The following is a 19,634-nucleotide window of genomic DNA, read 5'->3' as shown; positions in this document are numbered from 1 at the left end:
CACCATTAAAGACCTTGATGGGTTTTTCTGTCCACTTAAATGTTCAACTTAAATTTTACAATCTGCCTTATATAAATTGAAATGCTGGAACACCATGCCAACATTCTTACGGATACGGTTCATATCTGTTTTTGGATCGTGTAAATCAAAATCGTTAACCAGCAATTGGCCTTCTTGAATTTCTTCTAATCCATTGATTGTCCGAATCAACGTTGACTTTCCTGACCCAGATGGGCCAATCAACACGACGGTCTCGCCTTCATCAATTTTCAAATTGATATTTTTTAATGCGTGAAAGTTGCCATAGTACTTCTCAACATTTTTGAATTCAATCATTGACATGAATAAATTTCTCCTTTTTTCTCGCAAGTGCTTTAACACGGCACACGGTCCCGATACAAAGAGGGCGATTATCGTGCAATACGCAGGCATATTACACGATTCGCCCCAGTCTGCTCATACTTCTATTCTACGTGTCACCCGCCAGTTTAAATTAATCCATGGCAGGAAACATGACATAAAAATGTGTGTTTCTTAACATTACACCCGGTCAACTAACTGCCGTCTCATCATCTGTCATCCCTTGCAAACGATATAAGTCATAGTAACGGCCGCGTTGCGCCAGTAACGCATCATGCGTCCCCCGCTCGACCACTTCGCCTTTATCTAACACGAGAATTAAGTCGGCATCCTTGATGGTCGACAAACGGTGCGCAATCGCAATTGTTGTCCGATTCTGACGCATTTTCCGGAGTGATTGTTGAATCAATACTTCCGTCTCTGTGTCCACATTGGCGGTCGCTTCATCTAAAATTAAAATTTTTGGATCTTTAACAATCGTTCGGGCAAAACTAATCAACTGTTTTTCCCCAGCCGAGAATCCTGAACCGCCTTCTTGTACTTTGGCATGATATTGACCGTCCAGCTCATCAATAAAGCTATCTGCCCCAACAAATTCAGCAGCCTTAATAATTTGGTCGTCGGTAATCGTATCATCATACATCCGAATGTTAGAGGCGACATCCCCATAAAACATAAACGGTTCTTGCAACACCAACCCCATTTTTTGACGCAAATCAACGGGATCAATATCGCGAATATCCTGCCCATCGAGCAAAATTCCCCCACTTTGAAAATCGTAAAAGCGCATCAATGTGTTAATCGTCGACGATTTACCGGAACCGGTGTGGCCAACCAAGGCCACGGTATCGCCAGGGTTCGCTGTGAAGGTCAAATCCTTTAAGATTGGATGCTGCCCATCGTAACTAAAGTTGACATGCTTAAATTCGATTTTCCCTTGGGTAATTTGCTTATCTGCGCCTGGATTTTGCGCTGGGGCATACGTGTCATCGTCCAAAATGCCCAAAACGCGATAACCCGAAACCAATCCTTCTTGGAAAGGACTAAACAAATTCATCACATTTTCTAATGGACTAAAAATATTGTTTAAATAGGTAGTAAACGCATAAATTACCCCAGCTGAGACAGCAGTGGTCATCGACAAAACCCCGAAGTACCAGAGGACCAGCACCATTGCGCCACCCAACATTAAATCAATCATCGGCTCTAATAACAGCGCATCGGCTTTAATCATTTTAAAACGCGCATTAAAATATTCACCGTTGACCTTAGCAAAGGCCTTTTTAAACCGATCTTCTTGATAAAATTCTTGAATAACATCAATCCCAGTAATACTTTCGGCAATTTTAGCATTCAAATGTGAAAGCCGTTCACGCATATGACGGAAAAGACTTGATGAGAAACGCTGGTATAACACCACCGAAATGACAATAAACGGTACCACGACTAGCATGAGCAACGTGGCTTTCACACTTACCGTCAGCATCCCGATATAAGCACCAATCATGCTCATCACCACAAAGGTTAATTCCATGAAAAAGCGCCAAAAATCCGCTAATGACGCCGTATCATTGTTCACCCGCGTCACCAAAGACCCCGCCGGCACGCGATCAAAAAAACGCATCCCTAAGGTGTGCAACTTCTCAAAGACCTTGACGCGGATATCTTCTAACGCATATTCTGCGGCCACCGTGAAATAGTAGGCATTCAGACCATCCGTAATGGCTTGACAGACCCGAATAGCAGCGACTAACAGAGCAAAGCTCCACATGATTTGGATGGTGATATTATCCCCTTGATGCAGGTACGTCGTCATATAGTAAGCAATCACACGTGGTGCGGCTGCTTGCAAGAGCGCAAAGACACCACCGATTGCAAGGGCGACAAAAAACATCTGGCGAAAGGGCTTTGCTTGTTTCATCAACGTGGTAATCACCCGAATTTGTGTTTTGAGCGGAATACTTTTCGCCCAGACTGATTCATTATTTTCAGACATCAGCGCCCGCCTTTCCATCTAATTTTTCTTCTAATTCTGTTGCTAATTGTTGTTGGCGGTACATCTCGGCATACCAGCCGTCTCTGGCCATTAACTCGGCATGCGTGCCGCGTTCTTTAATACGGCCTTGATCAAACACAATAATCTCATCAGCATTCATCACCGAACTCATCCGATGTGCGGCAATAATTGTCGTTTTCCCTTGGCGATCAGCCTTCAAGGCTTGTAAAATTTGCTTTTCCGTCCGCGCATCAACGGCTGACAAGGCATCATCTAAAATTAAAATTTCCGGATCAATGATTAACGCACGCGCAATCGCCAAACGTTGCTTTTGCCCACCAGACAAGCTCACCCCGTGCTCACCAACTTCGGTGTCGTAACCGGCTGGCAACGCTAAAACATCGTCATGAAAAGCGGCTTTTTTAGCGGCGGCTTCGACCACCGCTTGTGCTTCATTAATATTGGCAAACCGAATATTGTCACGAATCGTTGTGGAGAATAGGAAATTTTCTTGCGCAACATAACCAATCGCGCGTAAATACGCTGCAAAAGTGTAATCCTTAATATCAGTACCGCCCACTTTAATCGTGCCTTGATAGTCATCAAATTGCCGCAATAACAACTTCAATAATGTGGTTTTCCCTGAACCAACACGCCCGACAATTCCCAACGTTTCACCGGCTTTGACCGTAAAGTTAATGTGTTCTAAGGCCAAATTTTCCTCGGCATCATCAGGATAACTAAAAGCTGTCACATCAATGACCAAATCACCCGTTGCCCGCGTTGTGACCGCATTCGGCTTTTCGACCACAGCAGATTTTTCAGACAAAATGTTTTGGACACGAATATATGACGCATTCCCACGTTCCAAGACGTTAAATAACTGCCCCAAACCAAACATTGGCCAAACTAATAAGCCAAGATAGGTGGAAAATGAGACCAGTTGCCCAATCGTAATGGCTTGATTAACAACCAGCGAGCCACCATAGGTAATCATAATCACATAACTAATGGTCATAATCAGTGTTGCCATTGGGCCAAACATCGCGTCAATTCGAGCAACCCGCTTATTAATTTGAATCGTTTCTTGGACTTGGGCCTCAAAAGCAGCGGCATCTTGTTGTTCTTGACCCAAAGTCTTAATCGCTTTAATCCCAGCAATTGATTCTTGGGATTTGTTAGATAAGCGCGAAAAGGCTTCTTGCGATGCTGTAAACGCTGCACGAATTTTCGGCGATAAGTAACGCACCCCAATAATCAACAATGGTAAGGGCAAAACACCAATTAACGTCAGACGCCAATCCACCACCAGAATCATCGAGGCCACCGTGAAAATAATCACCACGACAGAGTCAACCAGCATTAAAATACCACCCGACGCCACACGCTGGATCGCTGATAAATCATTGGATGCGTGCGCCATTAAATCACCCGTACGATGCCGTTGATAAAACGTCGTATCCATCGCCATATAATGGTCGAAAAGTTGTTGCCGTAATGTTTTTTCTAGTAACGCTGATCCCTGAAAAATGTGGGTAATCCACGCGTAGCGAAAACCATACATTAAGATCGCAAATAACAAAATCCCACCAGCATAAAACACCAGCCCCTCAAATGTTAATTCTCGGCGTACAACTTTATCCGTGAATTGCCCAATTAGTGCCGGTGACACCATTTGTGAAATTTCTGTTAAGAATAAAAAAGACAACCCTAAAATATAAAGCCGTTGATGCGCTTTAAAAAACCACATCAATTTTCCAAAAATACTCATGTACACCTCCCTTTTCAACCATTGTTATATTATTTAATCGTCATTTTTCACATAACAACATCATAAAAGGCATTATAACACACTATTTTATGAGAAAAAAATCACGTTTAAACCTGCCACAATGACCCACAAAATGCCAAATAGCACCTGTCGCCGTTTGTGCAAGCTCATCACGCCAGCAAACTCGCGCAAAAAGGCCGGTATGCGATGCCGCCAAACCGACACCCCACCACGGCCACGCGCTGAAATACCTAATGTTTGCGCGATCAACGCCCCCCGAAAAACGTGGTAATCACTCGTATAAAACGTTAACGGTTGCCCATCAAGCAAAGCCGCACTATAACGAAAATTTTGAATGGTATTCCGTGACTGATCTTCTAATCGGGTTTGCGCCAGCGGGACGCCATAGCGCAAGACGGCATGTTCCCGCATCGCTGCAGCCTCACTCCGTCGCTGATCATCACCTTGTCCACCCGAAAATACGATAATCGGGAAAGGGGACATCTTTTTGGCATCTAACACCGCCGCTCGGATACGTGCATCCACGATTTTACCAACGTGATAGCCATCCGCTAAACCACCGCCCAACACCACGAGCGGGCCAGCTTTCGGTGGCCGACTGACGATCCCATAAGCCACACTACTGATTAAAAAGCGGCTAAATTGCCAGACAAAATAAAACAGCAACCCCGGCGCAGCCATTCGCCATAATGACCACGGGGATAACAAAACTAAACTGATTAAATAGCCACCAATAATACCTGATACCAGCACCCGCCGTGATTTTTTCCAACTGTACCACGCAATGCTCAGCATTAAAATAACACCCATGAGTATAGCTACACTATAGCTACAGACACGAATAGCTTGCCGGCTGGCTGGCGATAAGTTAAGCCAATGCTGACACAATAAAATCACGCTCAATACAATAAAAACCCCATACGTACCGATTGTCATCGTCGCGGGGTTTTTCTGCAATTGGTAGCCAAGCGCTACCAATAATAATCCAATTGTTACACGATAAATGAGGGTTATCATAGCCTTATTGTATCACGTTACGCAGTCGTAAATGGATTTGTTGCTGTATCTGAGACGCGCACTAAGTCAAGTGCCACCAATCGCTCAGCAATTTGCACGGTGTTCCAGGCTGCCCCTTTGAGGAGGTTATCTGACACGACCCACATATGAAAAGCATCGTCAACTTCCAAATCCGGCCGGACACGACCGACAAACGTCTCGCGCTTGCCCGCTGCATTAACTGGTTGTGGATAAAGTTGCTCGGTTGGATTATCTTCCAGCACGACCCCTGGTGCTTGGCTTAAGACTTGTTGAATCCCTTGCGCCGTGGCCCCAGTACCAGCCGCTGTTTCAAAGTAAACCGTTTCCCCATGCCCAATTGGCACCGGCACACGCACAGCCGTCCCTGTCACTTTTACCTCACGAGAATCCTTGTCACCAAACATAATTTTCTTGGTTTCGTGAATCATTTTCCATTCTTCATGCGTGTACCCATCATCTTCAAATACATCAATTTGGGGCAGTAAATTGTAGGCTAATGGATAGTGCTTAGCCGCACCACGGACTGGCAAAACTGATGCCGTGACCGGTTCATCAGCATTATAAGCCGTTGTTTGCGCGACTAATTCATCCCAACCTAATTGGCCTGCCCCAGAGGCGGCTTGATACGTTGACACAATCACCCGTTCTAAGCCATAGGCTTGGCGAATGGGCTCCAAGGCCACCACCATTTGAATGGTTGAGCAATTTGGATTGGCAATAATGCCTTGATGCGTTTGTAAAGCAGCTTCATTGACTTCGGGTACCACCAGTGGCACGTCATCATGCATGCGCCAATAACTTGAATTATCGACAACAACGGCACCGCGCTTAACTGCCTCAGGCGCAAATCGCTTTGAAACCGATCCGCCGCCTGATGCTAAGACCAAATCAACACCGTCAAAACTTTCTGGCGTGGCTTCTTCAACCGTCACTGGTTCTCCTTTAAACATTAAAGTCGTACCAGCCGAACGTGCTGAAGCCAATAACTTAAGTTGACCAACCGGAATCGTTGATTGTTCCAATTGTGATAGTAAACGTGTGCCGACTGCGCCAGTGGCGCCTAAAATTGCCACATGATAAGTTTTTTCTGTCATTTTGTTCTCCTCAATGTTAAGTTTGTTACGCGGTGTGTCCTAATCAACGAGTACGCGGTGCAAGCGATCTTGCATCCCAGTCATGATTTCCCAAGGGGCCAAGCCCGCATATTGCGCGACATCTTCCAAGGTATTTTCTAACCCACCATCACGACCAATCAAGGTCACTTTTGTTCCCACAGGATATTCATGCGGCAAGCGAATCATCATTTGATCCATGGCGATTTGACCAACAATGGGTGCATATTGCCCATCAACAATCACGTTAAAGCCGGTCAATTTGCGTAGCCACCCGTCGCCATATCCAATCGGTACTGTGCCAATCCATTCGTCGCCCGTCGTGGTGTATTTGTGGGAATAACTAATGCCTTCCCCCGCCGGCAGTTGCTTCACAAAGTTGATTTCACTACGCAAAGCCATGACCGGTTGTAACTCATGGCCATCGGCCAATTCGCCACGGGAAGGTTCCACGCCATACAGGACTGTCCCCACGCGAATGACGTCGTGTGGCACTTCGTCAGCGTGATACATGGCAGCCCCGGAGTTGGCCACATGATAGTATTCTGGTTCCGGTAAGCCATCCGTCAATTCATGCCAACGCGCCAATTGCATCTCAAAATAATCAGTATTAGCCGAATCGGATTCAGCAAAATGCGTCGCTAAACCAACATAGTCAAATAAATCATGATGTGCTTGGACATAAGCAATGGCTTCGGCCAGCGCTGCACGATCACGGAAGCCAATTCGACCCATTCCCGTATCAACGCCTAACGAGACATGTAAACGTTGTTCACCGGACAAATAAGTTGCCGCCTCTTTTAACCAATCAAGCGACACAACCGTAGCCATAATATGTTGGACGGCCATCAATTCAGCATATTGCGCTGGTGAAATGCCTAAAATTAAAATTGGTGCCGTCAATCGCTCATGGCGCAAGGCCAAAGCTTCATCAATAATGGCTACCGCTAAACCGTAGACACCACCCGCAATGGCCGCTTTTGACGTTGGGATTAACCCCAAGCCGTAGGCATTAGATTTAACAGCCAAAAAGATTTTGTCTGCGCCTGATGTTTGCTTCACGACGGCGACATTATTTTTTAAAGCTTTTTGTGATATTTCAATTTGTGTTGGCCTTGTAATTGCCTCTACCATAGTCACACCTTTTTCTCATAAAATAAAAATCCGTGGCTGCTTGGGGGCAGTCACGGATTGCAATAAAAAACGCTTATCTCCGTCATAGCACCCCGCATCCGCGACAGTCCATTGGCTCTTAACCAATGGCCCAGCTAACTGACATGATAGTGCCAACGCTTCGGCCACATCCCCTTTTGCTTGCTTCAGCGTATCTATCAATACTCCACAAGTGACTCTTGTCTATGGCAACCTCTATGATTTTCTCATTGTTTTTATTTTATTCTAATACTTTTATTTTGTCAAATGCATTTAAAATGACTGTTTTAACCACTGTCGATCTCCAGTGGCCAGTCACTCCCAGTTAAGCTCACCCAAGGACGTTACTGGCAGTTCCGTACGTACACTGATTTGATTAGCCAATGTTGTCTTACCACTACCAGCAGGACCAATAAATCTAATTTTCATGCGCACACCGCAATGCCACCTGACAGAAGACATCTGAATCATTGTTGTTTAGGATATGTTCCACACTCACTGACGCAATGGTCGTCATGATTGTCAGTGGTGTTTGACCCAATGCTGCGATTAACTGTTGCGCCTGCTCTGGTGTCGCACCTTGTGCAATTGTCATGTGGGGTATATAGGGGATATCTTGTCGCAGGTGGGCAGCAAATATTGGTGCCTGATATAACGCATCATGCATAGCCGTAATTATGGCAGCGCCTTGATCAATAACTAGCCAAACGTACCCATTGTCAGGCTCACCAGCAACTCGGTTCAATGTGATATCAAACGCCGAAAAATGCTGCATCACATTCGTGACAACCTGTATCACTGTATCGTCTGACATGTCACTCTCAAAAGGAAAAACCAGTGAGATGTGTGGCGCAACATGCTGATACAGCGTATCATACTGTTGTCTCACGTCATGGACAAGGTCATGATTAATACGTGGTAATAATAAAATTGATCGCAATCCCATCACATTTCCCGTCCTGTTCGTTATGATGAATCATTCAACATTAAAAATTGACTTTGGTTACTTCGCCACTCATCAAAGCATGTGAACTACCACTGTCATCAACTAGTAGTAATTCTCCACATTGCCCAACCCCAACAATTTTACCAGTGATAACCGTTTGCCCAACTTGTACTGACACGTAACGGCCTGTTAAATAAGCATGTGCTTGGTAATAGGCAAGATGTTGCCCTTGTTGATAACCTGAAAAATCAGCTTGCAAAGCTGTGAAAATCTGGCGGACTAACCTATTTTTATCCACATCGACATCAAGTGCGCCGATTTTATCCCGCAGTTCAGGTGGCACAACCGTGGCTAAAATATTCAAACCAACACCGATACTGACTTGCGTGAGCTGACCTGCGGTCAGAATACCCTCAGCAAGAATGCCAGCAATTTTGCGATCCTGATAATATAAATCATTCACCCATTTCATAGCTACTTGAATACCAGTTACTTCAAAAATGACCCGCGCAATCGTTGCGGCCACACCGGTGGTCAATAGTCCGGCATCAAAGCTACCAGTTGGCACGTCAAAAACAAACGTCATATACACACCGCTCCCTCGCGGTGAGAAAAATTGACGTCCGAATTTTCCGTACCCAGCAGTTTGTTGATTGGCAACCACAGCAAAAGGCCGAGCCACGCCTGTATTCAGCATGTCTCGACCCTTTATCATTGTTGACGCAACCACATCAAAAACTGTCATGTTTTTCGGCATGTTGTTTTGTGTCAGTAGTTGCACCATACTAATCTGTTTCTTTCTTATAGGATAGCGCCGCAACGTTTAATTCACGGTCACCAAAGCCCTTTGTAAAGCTGACTTCGTGGGAAACGATGATGACATTTCCTGGGAATTTGTCAATCGCTGCCCGTAGGGCATTTTTCGTCCCTTCATCCAAATGGTTGGTTGGCTCATCTAAAATCAAGAAATTACTTGGCTTCATTTCCATAATGGCCAACTTCACTTTTGTCTGCTCACCACCAGAAAGTTGTTGCAACGGCTTTTGCGCGTTTTCAGCGTTAATCCCTGCCGCAGCCAATCGGGTCCGCAACGCCTTTGGTTCTAGCGTTGGGAAACGATCTTGCATTTCTTGTAATGGTGTCTTTGTGTCATCATCCCATGCCAAGTCTTGGTCGAAGTAGTTAACGACGGCAGACGGTGAGAATTCAGCTGTCCCGTGTAAGGCAGGAATCACACCGAGAATTGACTTAATCAATGTCGACTTACCCGCGCCGTTAAAGCCTTTGAAGACAATCTTTTGTCCCGTTGTCACTGAGAAAGTTACTGGCTCCAAGACTGGGGTCACGTAACCGACGGACAAATCATTGACTGTCAATGCGTTGGCAGATTGTGAGTTCACATAAGGGAAATTGAATTTTGCTTGTAATGTTTCTGACGGTGGATCAATCTTTTCCATGCGCGCCAGCATCTTTTCACGTGACTTCGCTTGCTTTGACGTTGAGGCACGCGCTTTGTTCTTAGCGATAAACTTTTGGGCCTTTTCAATTTCACCCTGTTGCTTTTCATATTGTCGCAACTGTTGTTCCGTACGCTCTTCTTTTTGACGCATCGCTTTCGTGAACGAGCCACGATATTTGGTAATCTTACCAAATGACACATCAATAATCGCGTTGGTCACTTTGTCCAAAAAGTCAAAGTCATGGGAAATAATCAAAGCCGCGCCTTCATAGGTTTGCAAGAAATCTTGCAACCACGCAATGTGGGCAACGTCCAGATAGTTCGTCGGCTCATCCAAAATGATGACGTCATCATTTTCCAGCAACAACTTGGCCAAAATGACTTTGGCACGTTGGCCACCAGACATTTGTTCCAATTCACGATCACGACCGATAGCTTCTAAGCCCAAACCGGAGATAACGCGTTCGATTTGCGTATCCACATCATAAAAACCGGCAGCATCCAGCTCTTCTTGCATGCGACCAGCGCGATCCAACAACTTGTCGTTCATGGTTTCCGCGTACTCATTGTAGAGTTCGGTAATGCGGTCTTGCTTATCATATAAGTCTTGATAAGCAGTGTGCAAAAAATCAACCAAATTCATGCCGTCAGGAATTTCAGCATACTGGTCCAAATAGCCAATTTTTAAGCCTTTTTGCCAGTCGATTTTCCCAGACAAGGGTAATTCTTGTCCGGTAATAATCTTAATTAAGGTTGACTTGCCGGCACCATTTTGACCAACAATCCCCATGTGTTCGCCTTGTTGTAGTTCAAAGGCTGCGTCTTCATATAAAGTTTTTTCTGCGTAGGCCATTGTAAGGCCACTGACTTCTAATAATGCCATAAGTTTAAGTTTACCATACTTTAAATCAACATTGAGTAAATATGTGGTATTTTATCCCGCTGGTTGGATTCAATGGCCGATTTTGTTTGGGCAATCGTTTGGCGTGTAAAATTAGCCATTTCCTGCATGCCAATCATCTCATAGACTGAAACCACTGACATGATCTGTTCATACCCAGCCGTAACTTGGCCCTGCAACATCATCAGTAACCCTTCATCTAAGCGTAAACGCAACCGTTCACTCGTCCAATCAATCATAAACTCATCGGCTGCCTGAATGACTTGTGCTTCAAGGGCTAACATCTCAGCTGCCCCCGCTTGATCAACATACATTAGGCCGTTAAATGCCGTGTGAATAATATCAACTAACCGCTTTTTCTCAGATCTTAGTGCCGTGTAGACCCGTGCCCGTTGAATTGCCAATCGTCCCAAGACAAGCAGATCATCCGGCTGCATGCCAATATAAAAAAGGGTAAATAAATCAAGTTCCAACCGTCCCCATGTTTCCGCCTTTTTTAAAAATTGTACGGCTGGTTTAACATGTTGCTGAACACCAGGATACTCATACATCTCCTTTTTGACCCCATCATCTTCGGCTGTCAGGCCGATTTTGATCAACAGACCAAAATCACGCATAAATCTGGCACTTAAGCCACCACGACCACTTGTCAAATCACGGGTCGCCCGCGCAATCATCCGATCCAGTTGCTGGCGTTCGCGTATTTTACCAGACTGCACCCCCATCTCATACAACAACGTGTACATATAATTATCCCCAGGTTCCCCACCAAGAAATAAGAATTCATCATGACTCACACCCATGTCAGCTAATAAGCGATCCAATCGGTCTGCTGATAGCCGTGATTGCCCTTTTTCAAATTTGCCAATGAGTGAGCGTGAGATGTTTTCTTGTTCTAAATCAACAATTTTTAACCCTTTGTCTTCACGTATTCTTTTAAATGTTGCCCCGTAATCCATTTGTCACCGCCAGAAAGTAGCATATATTCGCTTTTTGATTTGTTGTTCAGTTTACTGGATAAAATGAATTTACACAATTCAAAGGAGCAAAACATATGACATTACTTAAAAGCAATCGCGCTTTTCGCATCACGATCACCGCCCAACTATTTAATAATTTAGGCACTAGTCTGTTTAACATTGTTTTTCTCATGATCGCAGCATCACGTCCTCATGCCACTTTAGCAGTCACCGCTGTCGCGTTCATCACCTTTTTACCTAACCTATTTGCCATTTTACTAGGCAATTTAGCCGACAAAACGCACGATCATTTGCGCGCTTGGTCAATCACCAGACGTACCCAAGCCACTATTTTTCTGGTGATGTCCGGCTTACTATTTGCCTATGAAACCCATGCCATGACCTTCATTGTGTTGCTGTGCTTAATTTTTATCAATGATATTTTAGGGCTTTATAGCAATTTATTGATGAAGCCTATCTCACGCTATATTTTAGCTCAAAAGAACATGCAGACCGCCATGAGTCTCGAACAAGCCGTTAGTATTACCATGGCCATGATTGGTGGTTTTTTCGGCGCTGGCTTGTTTAGCCTCTTAAACAACAACGCGGCCGTATTCAGTTTCATTAATGCTTTACTGTTTATCATTGCATGGCTCGTGATGACCACCCACCAGTCGTATTTTACCGAGGCCCAGCACCAAATTAGCCAAAATCTCGCCCACCGTTCCCGAACCACACTGTTTTCTGATTTCAACATTACCTTTATGTCAGTCTACCGTGATCATCTCTTTTTCCAACTTATTGTACTTGCTGCCGCTGTTAACTTTGTGAGTACATCATTAGCTGGCCTGTTTAATTTAACTTTATTACAAATGCATCAGCTTATGATTGGTAATTTTGGCACTACCGTGGCCATATTTGGCGCTGTGGAAACCGTCAGCATGTTACTGGGTTCCATTGTGGTACATGATATTTTTCAGAATATGACCACTAAGCAATTAATTGGGACAGCTTGCGGCCTATTACTATTACTAGGCTTGGTGCCAAGTATTTGGCCAAACCGTCTTGTCTGGTTGCTCCTAATCGCCGGTATCGGCTATGTTTCTGCTAAAATTAATCCACGGATTGGGGCTATTATGATGCAACGTGTCGCACCTGATCGTTTAGCCAGTGTTGGCGGTCTGATCAATACTTTAGTCCTCGCCACCGCACCATTGGGCCAACTCTTATTTCTCAGCTTAGCCAATGTCATCACACCCAGTTTTGCTTGGTTGACCATGTCAACCTTGTTATTCATTATCGTTGGCTATACGATTTACACCCGCCAGCGTGACCTGGAACGAGTTGAAAATTAGTGAAATTCAGCTATACTTATTAATATGAAACCACGTAAATTAAACATTAAAAAAATTCCAGCAACTGATACGAACCGTGCCTACCGTTTTTGGCGCGATGTTTTTGACTTGCCCCAATCAGGCCATCAATCCGGCCGCCATTTAACACTCGATGGCGAAGATATTGTTTTTGTAACGGGTGAGCCAACCGATCAACTCGAATTATTGGTCCGAGATCACCAAGTAGACTTGCAAAAGCATTTGAAAAATAACTTTGTGACGTTAGTCGGTGAACCCGAAGCACGTTTTGGCAACAAGATCGCCATTAAAATCAAAGATTCTGAAGGTAATCTGATTACCATTGAAGCCAACCAGTAAAAAAGCCTGACACGATGTGTCAGGCTTTTTTACTGGTTTTAGGTTGTAACACGAGACGCGATACAGCAGTCGCAATTAAAATACCAATCGTTAATGGTAGAATCGCTGAACCATCCAGATGCGTGATTTCAATCAACATAAACATGGCCGCCAGCGGTGCTTGTTGTGAAGCGGCCAACAACGTACCAGCACCTAAAATCGCCCCTTGACCAATGTTAACGCCTGGGATCCAGTAAGAAAGTACCCAACCAACAACCGCGCCTAAAGCGCCACCAATTGAAATTGATGGTGTCAATGTACCACCGGATGCGCCCGACCGAATAGTCAAAACTGTCACAATAGCCTTTAAGCCCGCACCAACCAATAACACAATGATAATTTGCTGATAACGCGCACTACCGCCAATTGCTAACTGTGCCAGTGACCGACCATTACCCATAATTTCTGGGAAGAAGTAAGCAATGCTACCCGTTAAGAGTGAGACAACAGGTAATTGCCATAAAATATGACGTGTCTGAGTCTGATTTTTTTCAGCCCATCGGAAGCATTTTCTAAACCAGCTACCCGCAAAGCCGCACAACGGTGCCAAAATAATCACAAACAAGACACTGCCAACAGGGAATTTCACATTATCCAGTAAATAATAAGGGTTAAATCCCTTCACTAATGACCCAATTCCCATAGCGATGGTTGACATCGCCAAGCTCACGCCAATTGCTTTTAAATCATATTTTTTATACATGATTTCAACGGCAAACAGCATCCCCGTAATGGGTGCAATATAGATACCGGCAAAACTGGCGCCAGCGGCTGAAGCAATTAATAGTCGGCGATCATCACTGGAAAGTGGTTCGATGTGATGACGGGACAAGAATGCTGTCCACCTTTCAGCCATTACGGCACCGACTTCACGAGGCGCCAATTCACGACCAACTGAACCACCCGTTCCAACATAAAAGATCTGGGTAAAGTCATGCAATATAGTTTGCCAAAAAGGCATCTTTTCCCCAGCAAGCGCTTTGTTGACACTGACCGTTGGGGTCATTTTCGTCCGTAAGAGCCACCAAAAAAAGGCAGCAATCATACCACCTATGACAACCGATAGTAGTCGCACTAAAGGCACTGTCGTTATCGGTGCTGGCATTTTAGCCGTTTCACCATAACCTAAAAATAGCTGCTCAACGCTTTCTAAAAAGAACGACAAAACGAGCGCCCCCACGCCCGACATTATCCCCAAAACAATGGTAGAGAGTACCAGTATACTCGTATTTTTTTTAAACCATGGTGTCTGATAAGGGTTTTTTGATGATAACTGAGTTTCCATAACATATCACCCCTAAGCTGATTGAATTTTTAGCCTTTTTCAAAAAAAGGCACAACTTTTTATATTTTAACATAAACAAAAACGTATTTTTTCACAAATTCGATCTATTAATGCTAAATTAGACAACAACATCCCCCATTATAGCGCTTCCACTGATTGCGCTGGCTTTTTTTCGGCAAATTCTTAAAAAGTTTATTTTTTTCTATTACTTTTTTGATACTTCTTAAGCAATTGTTAATCGTTTGTAAAAAGATATACGTTTAACATTTGCTCCGTTATAATTCTCTCTTGTTCGCTATAACACAAATCGTTAATGGGAGAAAAGAATATTGGAAAACGCAACACAAGTTAGAAAAAAACTTTATAAAGCCGGTAAAAACTGGGTCGTCGGTGGTGTCATCACAGCCGGTGCTGCCCTAGCCTTTGTCGCAGGGTCAACGACTGCTTCAGCTGATAGTAGCCAAAACACAACCAGTTCACAGGTGATAGTGACGGCACCAGCACCAGAAGCCGCAGCGTCAGCGACAACTACAACGACAACGCCGACGACTGCTGCAGCGACAACAACAGCTGCTCAGGCCGACGCCAGCAGTACAACGACACAACAAACACCTGTCGTGCCTACTACGCCAGTAGCGCCAGTAGCCCCAACACCGGCACAACCTGCCACAACCTGCCACAACCGCAACAACGACTGAGCAACCGCAACAACCAGCAGCTGACACTACCCCAGCCCCTCAAACCGGCTATGTGGAAAAAGCTGGTGCTTGGTACTATGTTAATGCTGATCAATCCTATGCTAAAGGCTTAACGACCATCGCGGGTCACTTGCAATACTTTGATACCACTGGCCGTCAAACCAAGGGCGCCTACGTCACAGAAAACGGCAAGACTTACTATTTTGACGCTAACACGGGTAACGCCTTGACTGGGTTGCAACACGTTGCCGGCCAAACAGTGGCTTTCAACACCCAAGGTGAACAAATCTTCAGTGACTTCTACACGGCCGCTGACGGCCAAACTTATTACTTTGGCGCTAACGGTCAAGCTGCAATCGGCGTGACGAGTATCGCTGGTCACAATTATTATTTCGACGCTGCGGGTCAACTGAAGAAAGGCTATGCTGGCGAAATTGACGGCCAAATGCGGACATTTGATGCCACAACTGGTCAAGAAGTGTCAGCAACTACATCACAAATTACGGAAGGTTTGACTGCCCAAAATGACGACTACACGGCCCACAACGCCGTGCACAGCACTGCCAGTGCGGACTTTGATAACCTTGATGGTTATTTGACAGCATCATCTTGGTATCGTCCAACCGACATTTTGCGCGATGGTAACAAGTGGGAAGCTTCAACAGCCACGGACATGCGACCAATTTTGTCGGTTTGGTGGCCTGATAAGCAAACGCAAGTCAACTACTTGAATTACATGTCACAACTTGGCCTTGTCGAAAATCCAACCTCTTATACCCTTCAAGATGATCAAGTCGCCTTGAACAAGGCCAGTGAAACTTTGCAACAAGCCATCGAAACAAAGATTGGTTTGACAAATAGCACAGACTGGTTGAAGACGGCGATGGCAAACTTCATCACAACACAACCTCAATGGAACCAAACTAGTGAAGATCCAAACAGCGATCATTTACAAAAGGGTGCCTTGACGTTTGTGAACAGCCCCCTCACCCCAGATACAAATTCTGATTTCCGCTTACTCAATCGCACCCCAACGAACCAAACCAATACACAAAATTATACGGTTGACAATTCAAAGGGTGGCTACGAATTGTTGTTGGCTAACGACGTGGATAACTCAAATCCGGTCGTGCAGGCCGAACAATTGAACTGGTTACACTACTTGATGAACTTTGGCTCGATTACTGCAAACGATGCTGACGCGAACTTTGACGGCATTCGTGTCGACGCTGTCGATAACGTCGATGCCGACTTGCTACAAATTGCCGCTGATTACTTCAAAGCGGCTTATGGTGTGGACAAAAACGACGCGACAGCAAACCAACATTTGTCAATCTTGGAAGATTGGAGTCACAATGATCCCCTTTACGTCAATGACTTTGGAGACAACCAACTGACAATGGACGATTACGCCCATACACAATTGGTTTGGTCACTAACCAAGAACTCAGACATTCGTGGTACGATGCAACGTTTCATGGACTTTTACTTGGTTAACCGTAGCCAAGATAGCACGGAAAACACCGCCACACCGAACTATAGTTTCGTGCGTGCCCACGATAGTGAAGTGCAAACGGTCATTGCCCAAATCGTTTCTGATTTGCATCCTGATGTTGAAAACAGCTTAGCACCAACAACAGAACAATTACTTGAAGCCTTCAAAGTGTATAACGCCGACCAAAAGTTGGCAGACAAGAAGTATACCCAATACAACATGCCAAGTGCCTACGCCATGCTGTTGACTAATAAAGACACAGTCCCACGTGTTTACTATGGTGATCTTTACACGGATGACGGTCAATATATGGCCACGAAGTCCCCTTATTTCAATGCGATTGATACTTTGCTCAAGGCCCGTATTCAATATGTCGCCGGTGGGCAAGCCATGGCTGTGGATAACCACGACATTTTGACTTCTGTCCGTTACGGTAATGGTGCCATGACTGCCACTGATAAGGGCGACGCCGATACACGGACACAAGGTATCGGGGTTATCATCAGCAACAACAAAGATTTGGCTTTGCAAGCTGGAGAAACGGTCACGTTGCACATGGGTGCTGCCCACAAGAAGCAAGCCTTCCGTCTGTTGTTAGGCACAACGCAAGATGGCTTGGACTATTACAACACCGATGATGCACCAATTCGTTACACAGACAACAACGGCGATTTAATTTTTAACAGCCAAGATGTCTACGGTGTCCAAAATCCACAAGTGTCTGGCTTTTTAGCTGTTTGGGTACCCGTTGGGGCCACAGCTACCCAAGATGCACGCACAGCGTCAGATACAACTAGCCACACTGATGGTAAGACTTTCCATTCAAATGCCGCTTTGGATTCACAATTAATCTATGAAGGTTTCTCAAACTTCCAAGCCTTTGCGACAACCCCTGACGAATACACCAACGCTGTCATTGCCAAGAACGGGTCATTGTTTAAGGACTGGGGTGTCACAAGCTTCCAATTGGCCCCACAATACCGTTCAAGTACCGACACGAGTTTCTTAGATTCAATCATTCAAAACGGCTACGCCTTTACCGATCGTTATGATCTTGGTTTCGGTACACCAACTAAGTACGGCACAGTAGACCAATTACGCGATGCGATTAAAGCCTTGCATGCCAGTGGTATTCAAGCCATTGCCGACTGGGTTCCTGACCAAATTTACAACTTGCCTGGTCAAGAAATTGCCACAGTAACACGGACGAACTCATATGGTGACAAAGATCCTAATTCAGACATCGAAAATTCACTTTATGTGATTCAAAGTCGTGGTGGTGGGCAATACCAAGCCCAATACGGTGGCGCATTCTTGAGTGACTTGCAAGCGATGTATCCCTCATTGTTTGAAACTAAGCAAATTTCAACGAACTTACCAATGGATCCATCAACGCGTATCACAGAATGGTCTGGTAAGTATTTCAACGGCTCTAACATTCAAGGTAAGGGTGCTGGCTATGTCTTGAAAGATGCTGGCTCAAGCACTTATTACCACGTGGTCTCTAACAACAACGATGCCACTTACTCACCAAAGCAATTGATCAATGACTTGTCAGAAACTGGCTTTACACACGACAACCAAGGTATTATTTACTACACGTTGAGCGGTACGCGTGCGCAAAACAGCTTTGTTCAAGACAATTCAGGGAACTATTACTACTTTGACAACACAGGTCATTTGGTCACCGGTGCCCAAACCATCAACACGCATCACTACTTCTTCTTGCCAAATGGCATCGAATTGATGCAAGCCTTCTTCCAAAATGTTGACGGCTCAACCATTTACTTCGATAAACGCGGGCAACAAGTCTACAACCACCAATACATCGTTGACCAAACCGGCGCAGCCTACTACTTTGGGACTGATGGTCGGATGGCTATCAACGGCTTCACGGATGTTGATGGTCACCGCCAATACTTTGATCAAAGTGGTCATCAACTTAAGGATCAGTTCATGACTGATACCAATGGTCACGTATACTACTTTGAAGCGGGTAACGGTAATATGGCCACTTATCGCTACGCACAAAATGCCCAAGGTCAATGGTTCTACCTTGGTGGTGATGGGATTGCCGTGACTGGTTTGCAAAACATTAATGGTGCTAACCAATACTTCTATATCGATGGCCATCAAAGTAAGGGTGAATTCGTCGTCTTAACTGACAAGACAATCTACACGGATGCCGCAACGGGTAATTTAGTCGTTGGTGTGAAACAGCTTGATGGTAAGACTTACGTCTTCACCACAGATGGTGCGATGCTCACAAACCAATACTACGAACTCGCTACTGACCAATGGTTGCACTTAAGTGCGCAAGGTCAAGATGATACTGGTTTGACAACCGTTGGCGACCAATTACAATACTTTGGGACTGACGGTGTTCAGGTAAAGGGTGACTTTGTGACTGATCCAGCCACGCAAGCCACTTACTACTTTAACGCCACAACTGGGGATGCCGTTGCCAACCAATACTTCCATATCAAAGGCGATTGGTATTTGACAGACGATAACGCACGTCTTGTGAAAGGCTTTAAAGTCGTGAACAACAAGGTACAACATTTTGATGAAACAACTGGTGTACAAACCAAGTCAACCCATTGACAAAAGCACAAAAACAATATATTTTCGATCACAACGGTGATCTCGTCAACATGTAATGAAAAAACCTACTCAATTGAGTAGGTTTT

Annotated in this window: 12 protein-coding genes, 2 pseudogenes and 1 riboswitch; of the genes and pseudogenes, 3 read left to right on the top strand and 11 right to left on the bottom strand. The window is 44.9% G+C overall.

The genetic code is table 11. From position 1 onward, the window contains the following. Positions 1-69: 69 nt before the first annotated feature. From IE039_RS05445 to IE039_RS05395, 10 genes and pseudogenes are all read right to left on the bottom strand, one after another. A pseudogene (locus IE039_RS05445) lies at positions 70-342 on the bottom strand (ATP-binding cassette domain-containing protein); the annotation flags it as partial. 208 nt (positions 343-550) lie between these two features. Further along, the gene (locus IE039_RS05440; RefSeq protein ID WP_010003642.1) at positions 551-2,356 is read right to left on the bottom strand and encodes an ABC transporter ATP-binding protein; all 1,806 of its coding nucleotides are present in this window, start codon (positions 2,354-2,356) and stop codon (positions 551-553) included. Then, positions 2,349-4,127 (bottom strand): ABC transporter ATP-binding protein, encoded by a 1,779-nt coding sequence (locus tag IE039_RS05435; RefSeq protein WP_010003643.1) that lies wholly within the window; start codon positions 4,125-4,127, stop codon positions 2,349-2,351. Before IE039_RS05435 ends, IE039_RS05440 begins: the two co-directional genes overlap by 8 nt. An 87-nt stretch (positions 4,128-4,214) precedes the next feature. Then, positions 4,215-5,165, bottom strand: coding sequence for a YdcF family protein (locus tag IE039_RS05430; RefSeq protein ID WP_010003644.1), 951 nt, complete (start codon positions 5,163-5,165; stop codon positions 4,215-4,217). 17 nt (positions 5,166-5,182) lie between these two features. Next, complete coding sequence (locus IE039_RS05425) at positions 5,183-6,280, bottom strand: aspartate-semialdehyde dehydrogenase (RefSeq protein ID WP_010003645.1); 1,098 nt, start codon at positions 6,278-6,280, stop codon at positions 5,183-5,185. Between the two features lie 39 nt (positions 6,281-6,319). Continuing rightward, positions 6,320-7,432 carry an alanine racemase gene (gene alr, locus IE039_RS05420; protein ID WP_010003647.1) on the bottom strand — a complete coding sequence of 371 codons (1,113 nt, stop codon included), beginning with the start codon at positions 7,430-7,432 and terminating at the stop codon, positions 6,320-6,322. Positions 7,433-7,509: 77 nt separating this feature from the next. After that, a riboswitch (Lysine riboswitch) is annotated at positions 7,510-7,677 on the bottom strand. Positions 7,678-7,868: 191 nt separating this feature from the next. Further along, on the bottom strand, positions 7,869-8,396 hold the full coding sequence (locus tag IE039_RS05410) for a 2'-5' RNA ligase family protein (protein WP_010003649.1): 528 nt from the start codon (positions 8,394-8,396) through the stop codon (positions 7,869-7,871). A gap of 40 nt (positions 8,397-8,436) precedes the next feature. Next, positions 8,437-9,153, bottom strand: a complete 717-nt coding sequence (locus tag IE039_RS05405) for a biotin--[acetyl-CoA-carboxylase] ligase (protein ID WP_229782839.1) — start codon at positions 9,151-9,153, stop codon at positions 8,437-8,439. Between the two features lie 28 nt (positions 9,154-9,181). Next, positions 9,182-10,738 carry an ABC-F family ATP-binding cassette domain-containing protein gene (locus tag IE039_RS05400; protein ID WP_010003651.1) on the bottom strand — a complete coding sequence of 519 codons (1,557 nt, stop codon included), beginning with the start codon at positions 10,736-10,738 and terminating at the stop codon, positions 9,182-9,184. 20 nt (positions 10,739-10,758) lie between these two features. Continuing rightward, positions 10,759-11,715: an Rgg/GadR/MutR family transcriptional regulator gene (locus IE039_RS05395; RefSeq protein ID WP_189428863.1), complete on the bottom strand. Its 957-nt coding sequence runs from the start codon at positions 11,713-11,715 to the stop codon at positions 10,759-10,761. A gap of 95 nt (positions 11,716-11,810) precedes the next feature. Between IE039_RS05395 and IE039_RS05390 the strand changes: the two genes are divergently transcribed. Continuing rightward, a complete protein-coding gene (locus IE039_RS05390; RefSeq protein WP_010003655.1) occupies positions 11,811-13,070 on the top strand; it encodes an MFS transporter in 1,260 nt (419 codons plus the stop codon). A gap of 24 nt (positions 13,071-13,094) precedes the next feature. Continuing rightward, positions 13,095-13,427 carry a VOC family protein gene (locus tag IE039_RS05385; RefSeq protein WP_010000787.1) on the top strand — a complete coding sequence of 111 codons (333 nt, stop codon included), beginning with the start codon at positions 13,095-13,097 and terminating at the stop codon, positions 13,425-13,427. A 19-nt stretch (positions 13,428-13,446) separates the two neighbouring features. On the opposite strand, the gene IE039_RS05380 is transcribed toward IE039_RS05385, so the two are convergent. Continuing rightward, complete coding sequence (locus IE039_RS05380) at positions 13,447-14,751, bottom strand: chloride channel protein (RefSeq protein ID WP_189428862.1); 1,305 nt, start codon at positions 14,749-14,751, stop codon at positions 13,447-13,449. Between the two features lie 329 nt (positions 14,752-15,080). On the opposite strand from IE039_RS05380, the pseudogene dsrLL reads away from it, so the two are divergent. Beyond that, a pseudogene (dsrLL, locus tag IE039_RS05375) lies at positions 15,081-19,604 on the top strand (dextransucrase DsrLL). Positions 19,605-19,634 lie beyond the last annotated feature (30 nt).

This window comes from Leuconostoc lactis KCTC 3528 = DSM 20202, assembly GCF_014651235.1.
GTDB classification, from domain to species: Bacteria; Bacillota; Bacilli; order Lactobacillales; family Lactobacillaceae; genus Leuconostoc; species Leuconostoc lactis.
This window is presented reverse-complemented; position numbering and strand designations above follow the sequence as displayed.

Bases quoted from the DNA above. Each gene is read 5' to 3' on its own strand.
- IE039_RS05390 (WP_010003655.1), top strand. From the start codon at position 11,811: ATGACATTACTTAAAAGCAATCGCGCTTTTCGCATCACGATCACCGCC.
- IE039_RS05400 (WP_010003651.1), bottom strand. From the start codon at position 10,738: ATGGCATTATTAGAAGTCAGTGGCCTTACAATGGCCTACGCAGAAAAA.
- IE039_RS05380 (WP_189428862.1), bottom strand. From the start codon at position 14,751: ATGGAAACTCAGTTATCATCAAAAAACCCTTATCAGACACCATGGTTT.
- IE039_RS05405 (WP_229782839.1), bottom strand. From the start codon at position 9,153: ATGCCGAAAAACATGACAGTTTTTGATGTGGTTGCGTCAACAATGATA.
- IE039_RS05395 (WP_189428863.1), bottom strand. From the start codon at position 11,715: ATGGATTACGGGGCAACATTTAAAAGAATACGTGAAGACAAAGGGTTA.
- IE039_RS05435 (WP_010003643.1), bottom strand. From the start codon at position 4,127: ATGAGTATTTTTGGAAAATTGATGTGGTTTTTTAAAGCGCATCAACGG.
- IE039_RS05385 (WP_010000787.1), top strand. From the start codon at position 13,095: ATGAAACCACGTAAATTAAACATTAAAAAAATTCCAGCAACTGATACG.
- IE039_RS05425 (WP_010003645.1), bottom strand. From the start codon at position 6,280: ATGACAGAAAAAACTTATCATGTGGCAATTTTAGGCGCCACTGGCGCA.
- IE039_RS05410 (WP_010003649.1), bottom strand. From the start codon at position 8,396: ATGGGATTGCGATCAATTTTATTATTACCACGTATTAATCATGACCTT.
- alr (WP_010003647.1), bottom strand. From the start codon at position 7,432: ATGGTAGAGGCAATTACAAGGCCAACACAAATTGAAATATCACAAAAA.
- IE039_RS05440 (WP_010003642.1), bottom strand. From the start codon at position 2,356: ATGTCTGAAAATAATGAATCAGTCTGGGCGAAAAGTATTCCGCTCAAA.
- IE039_RS05430 (WP_010003644.1), bottom strand. From the start codon at position 5,165: ATGATAACCCTCATTTATCGTGTAACAATTGGATTATTATTGGTAGCG.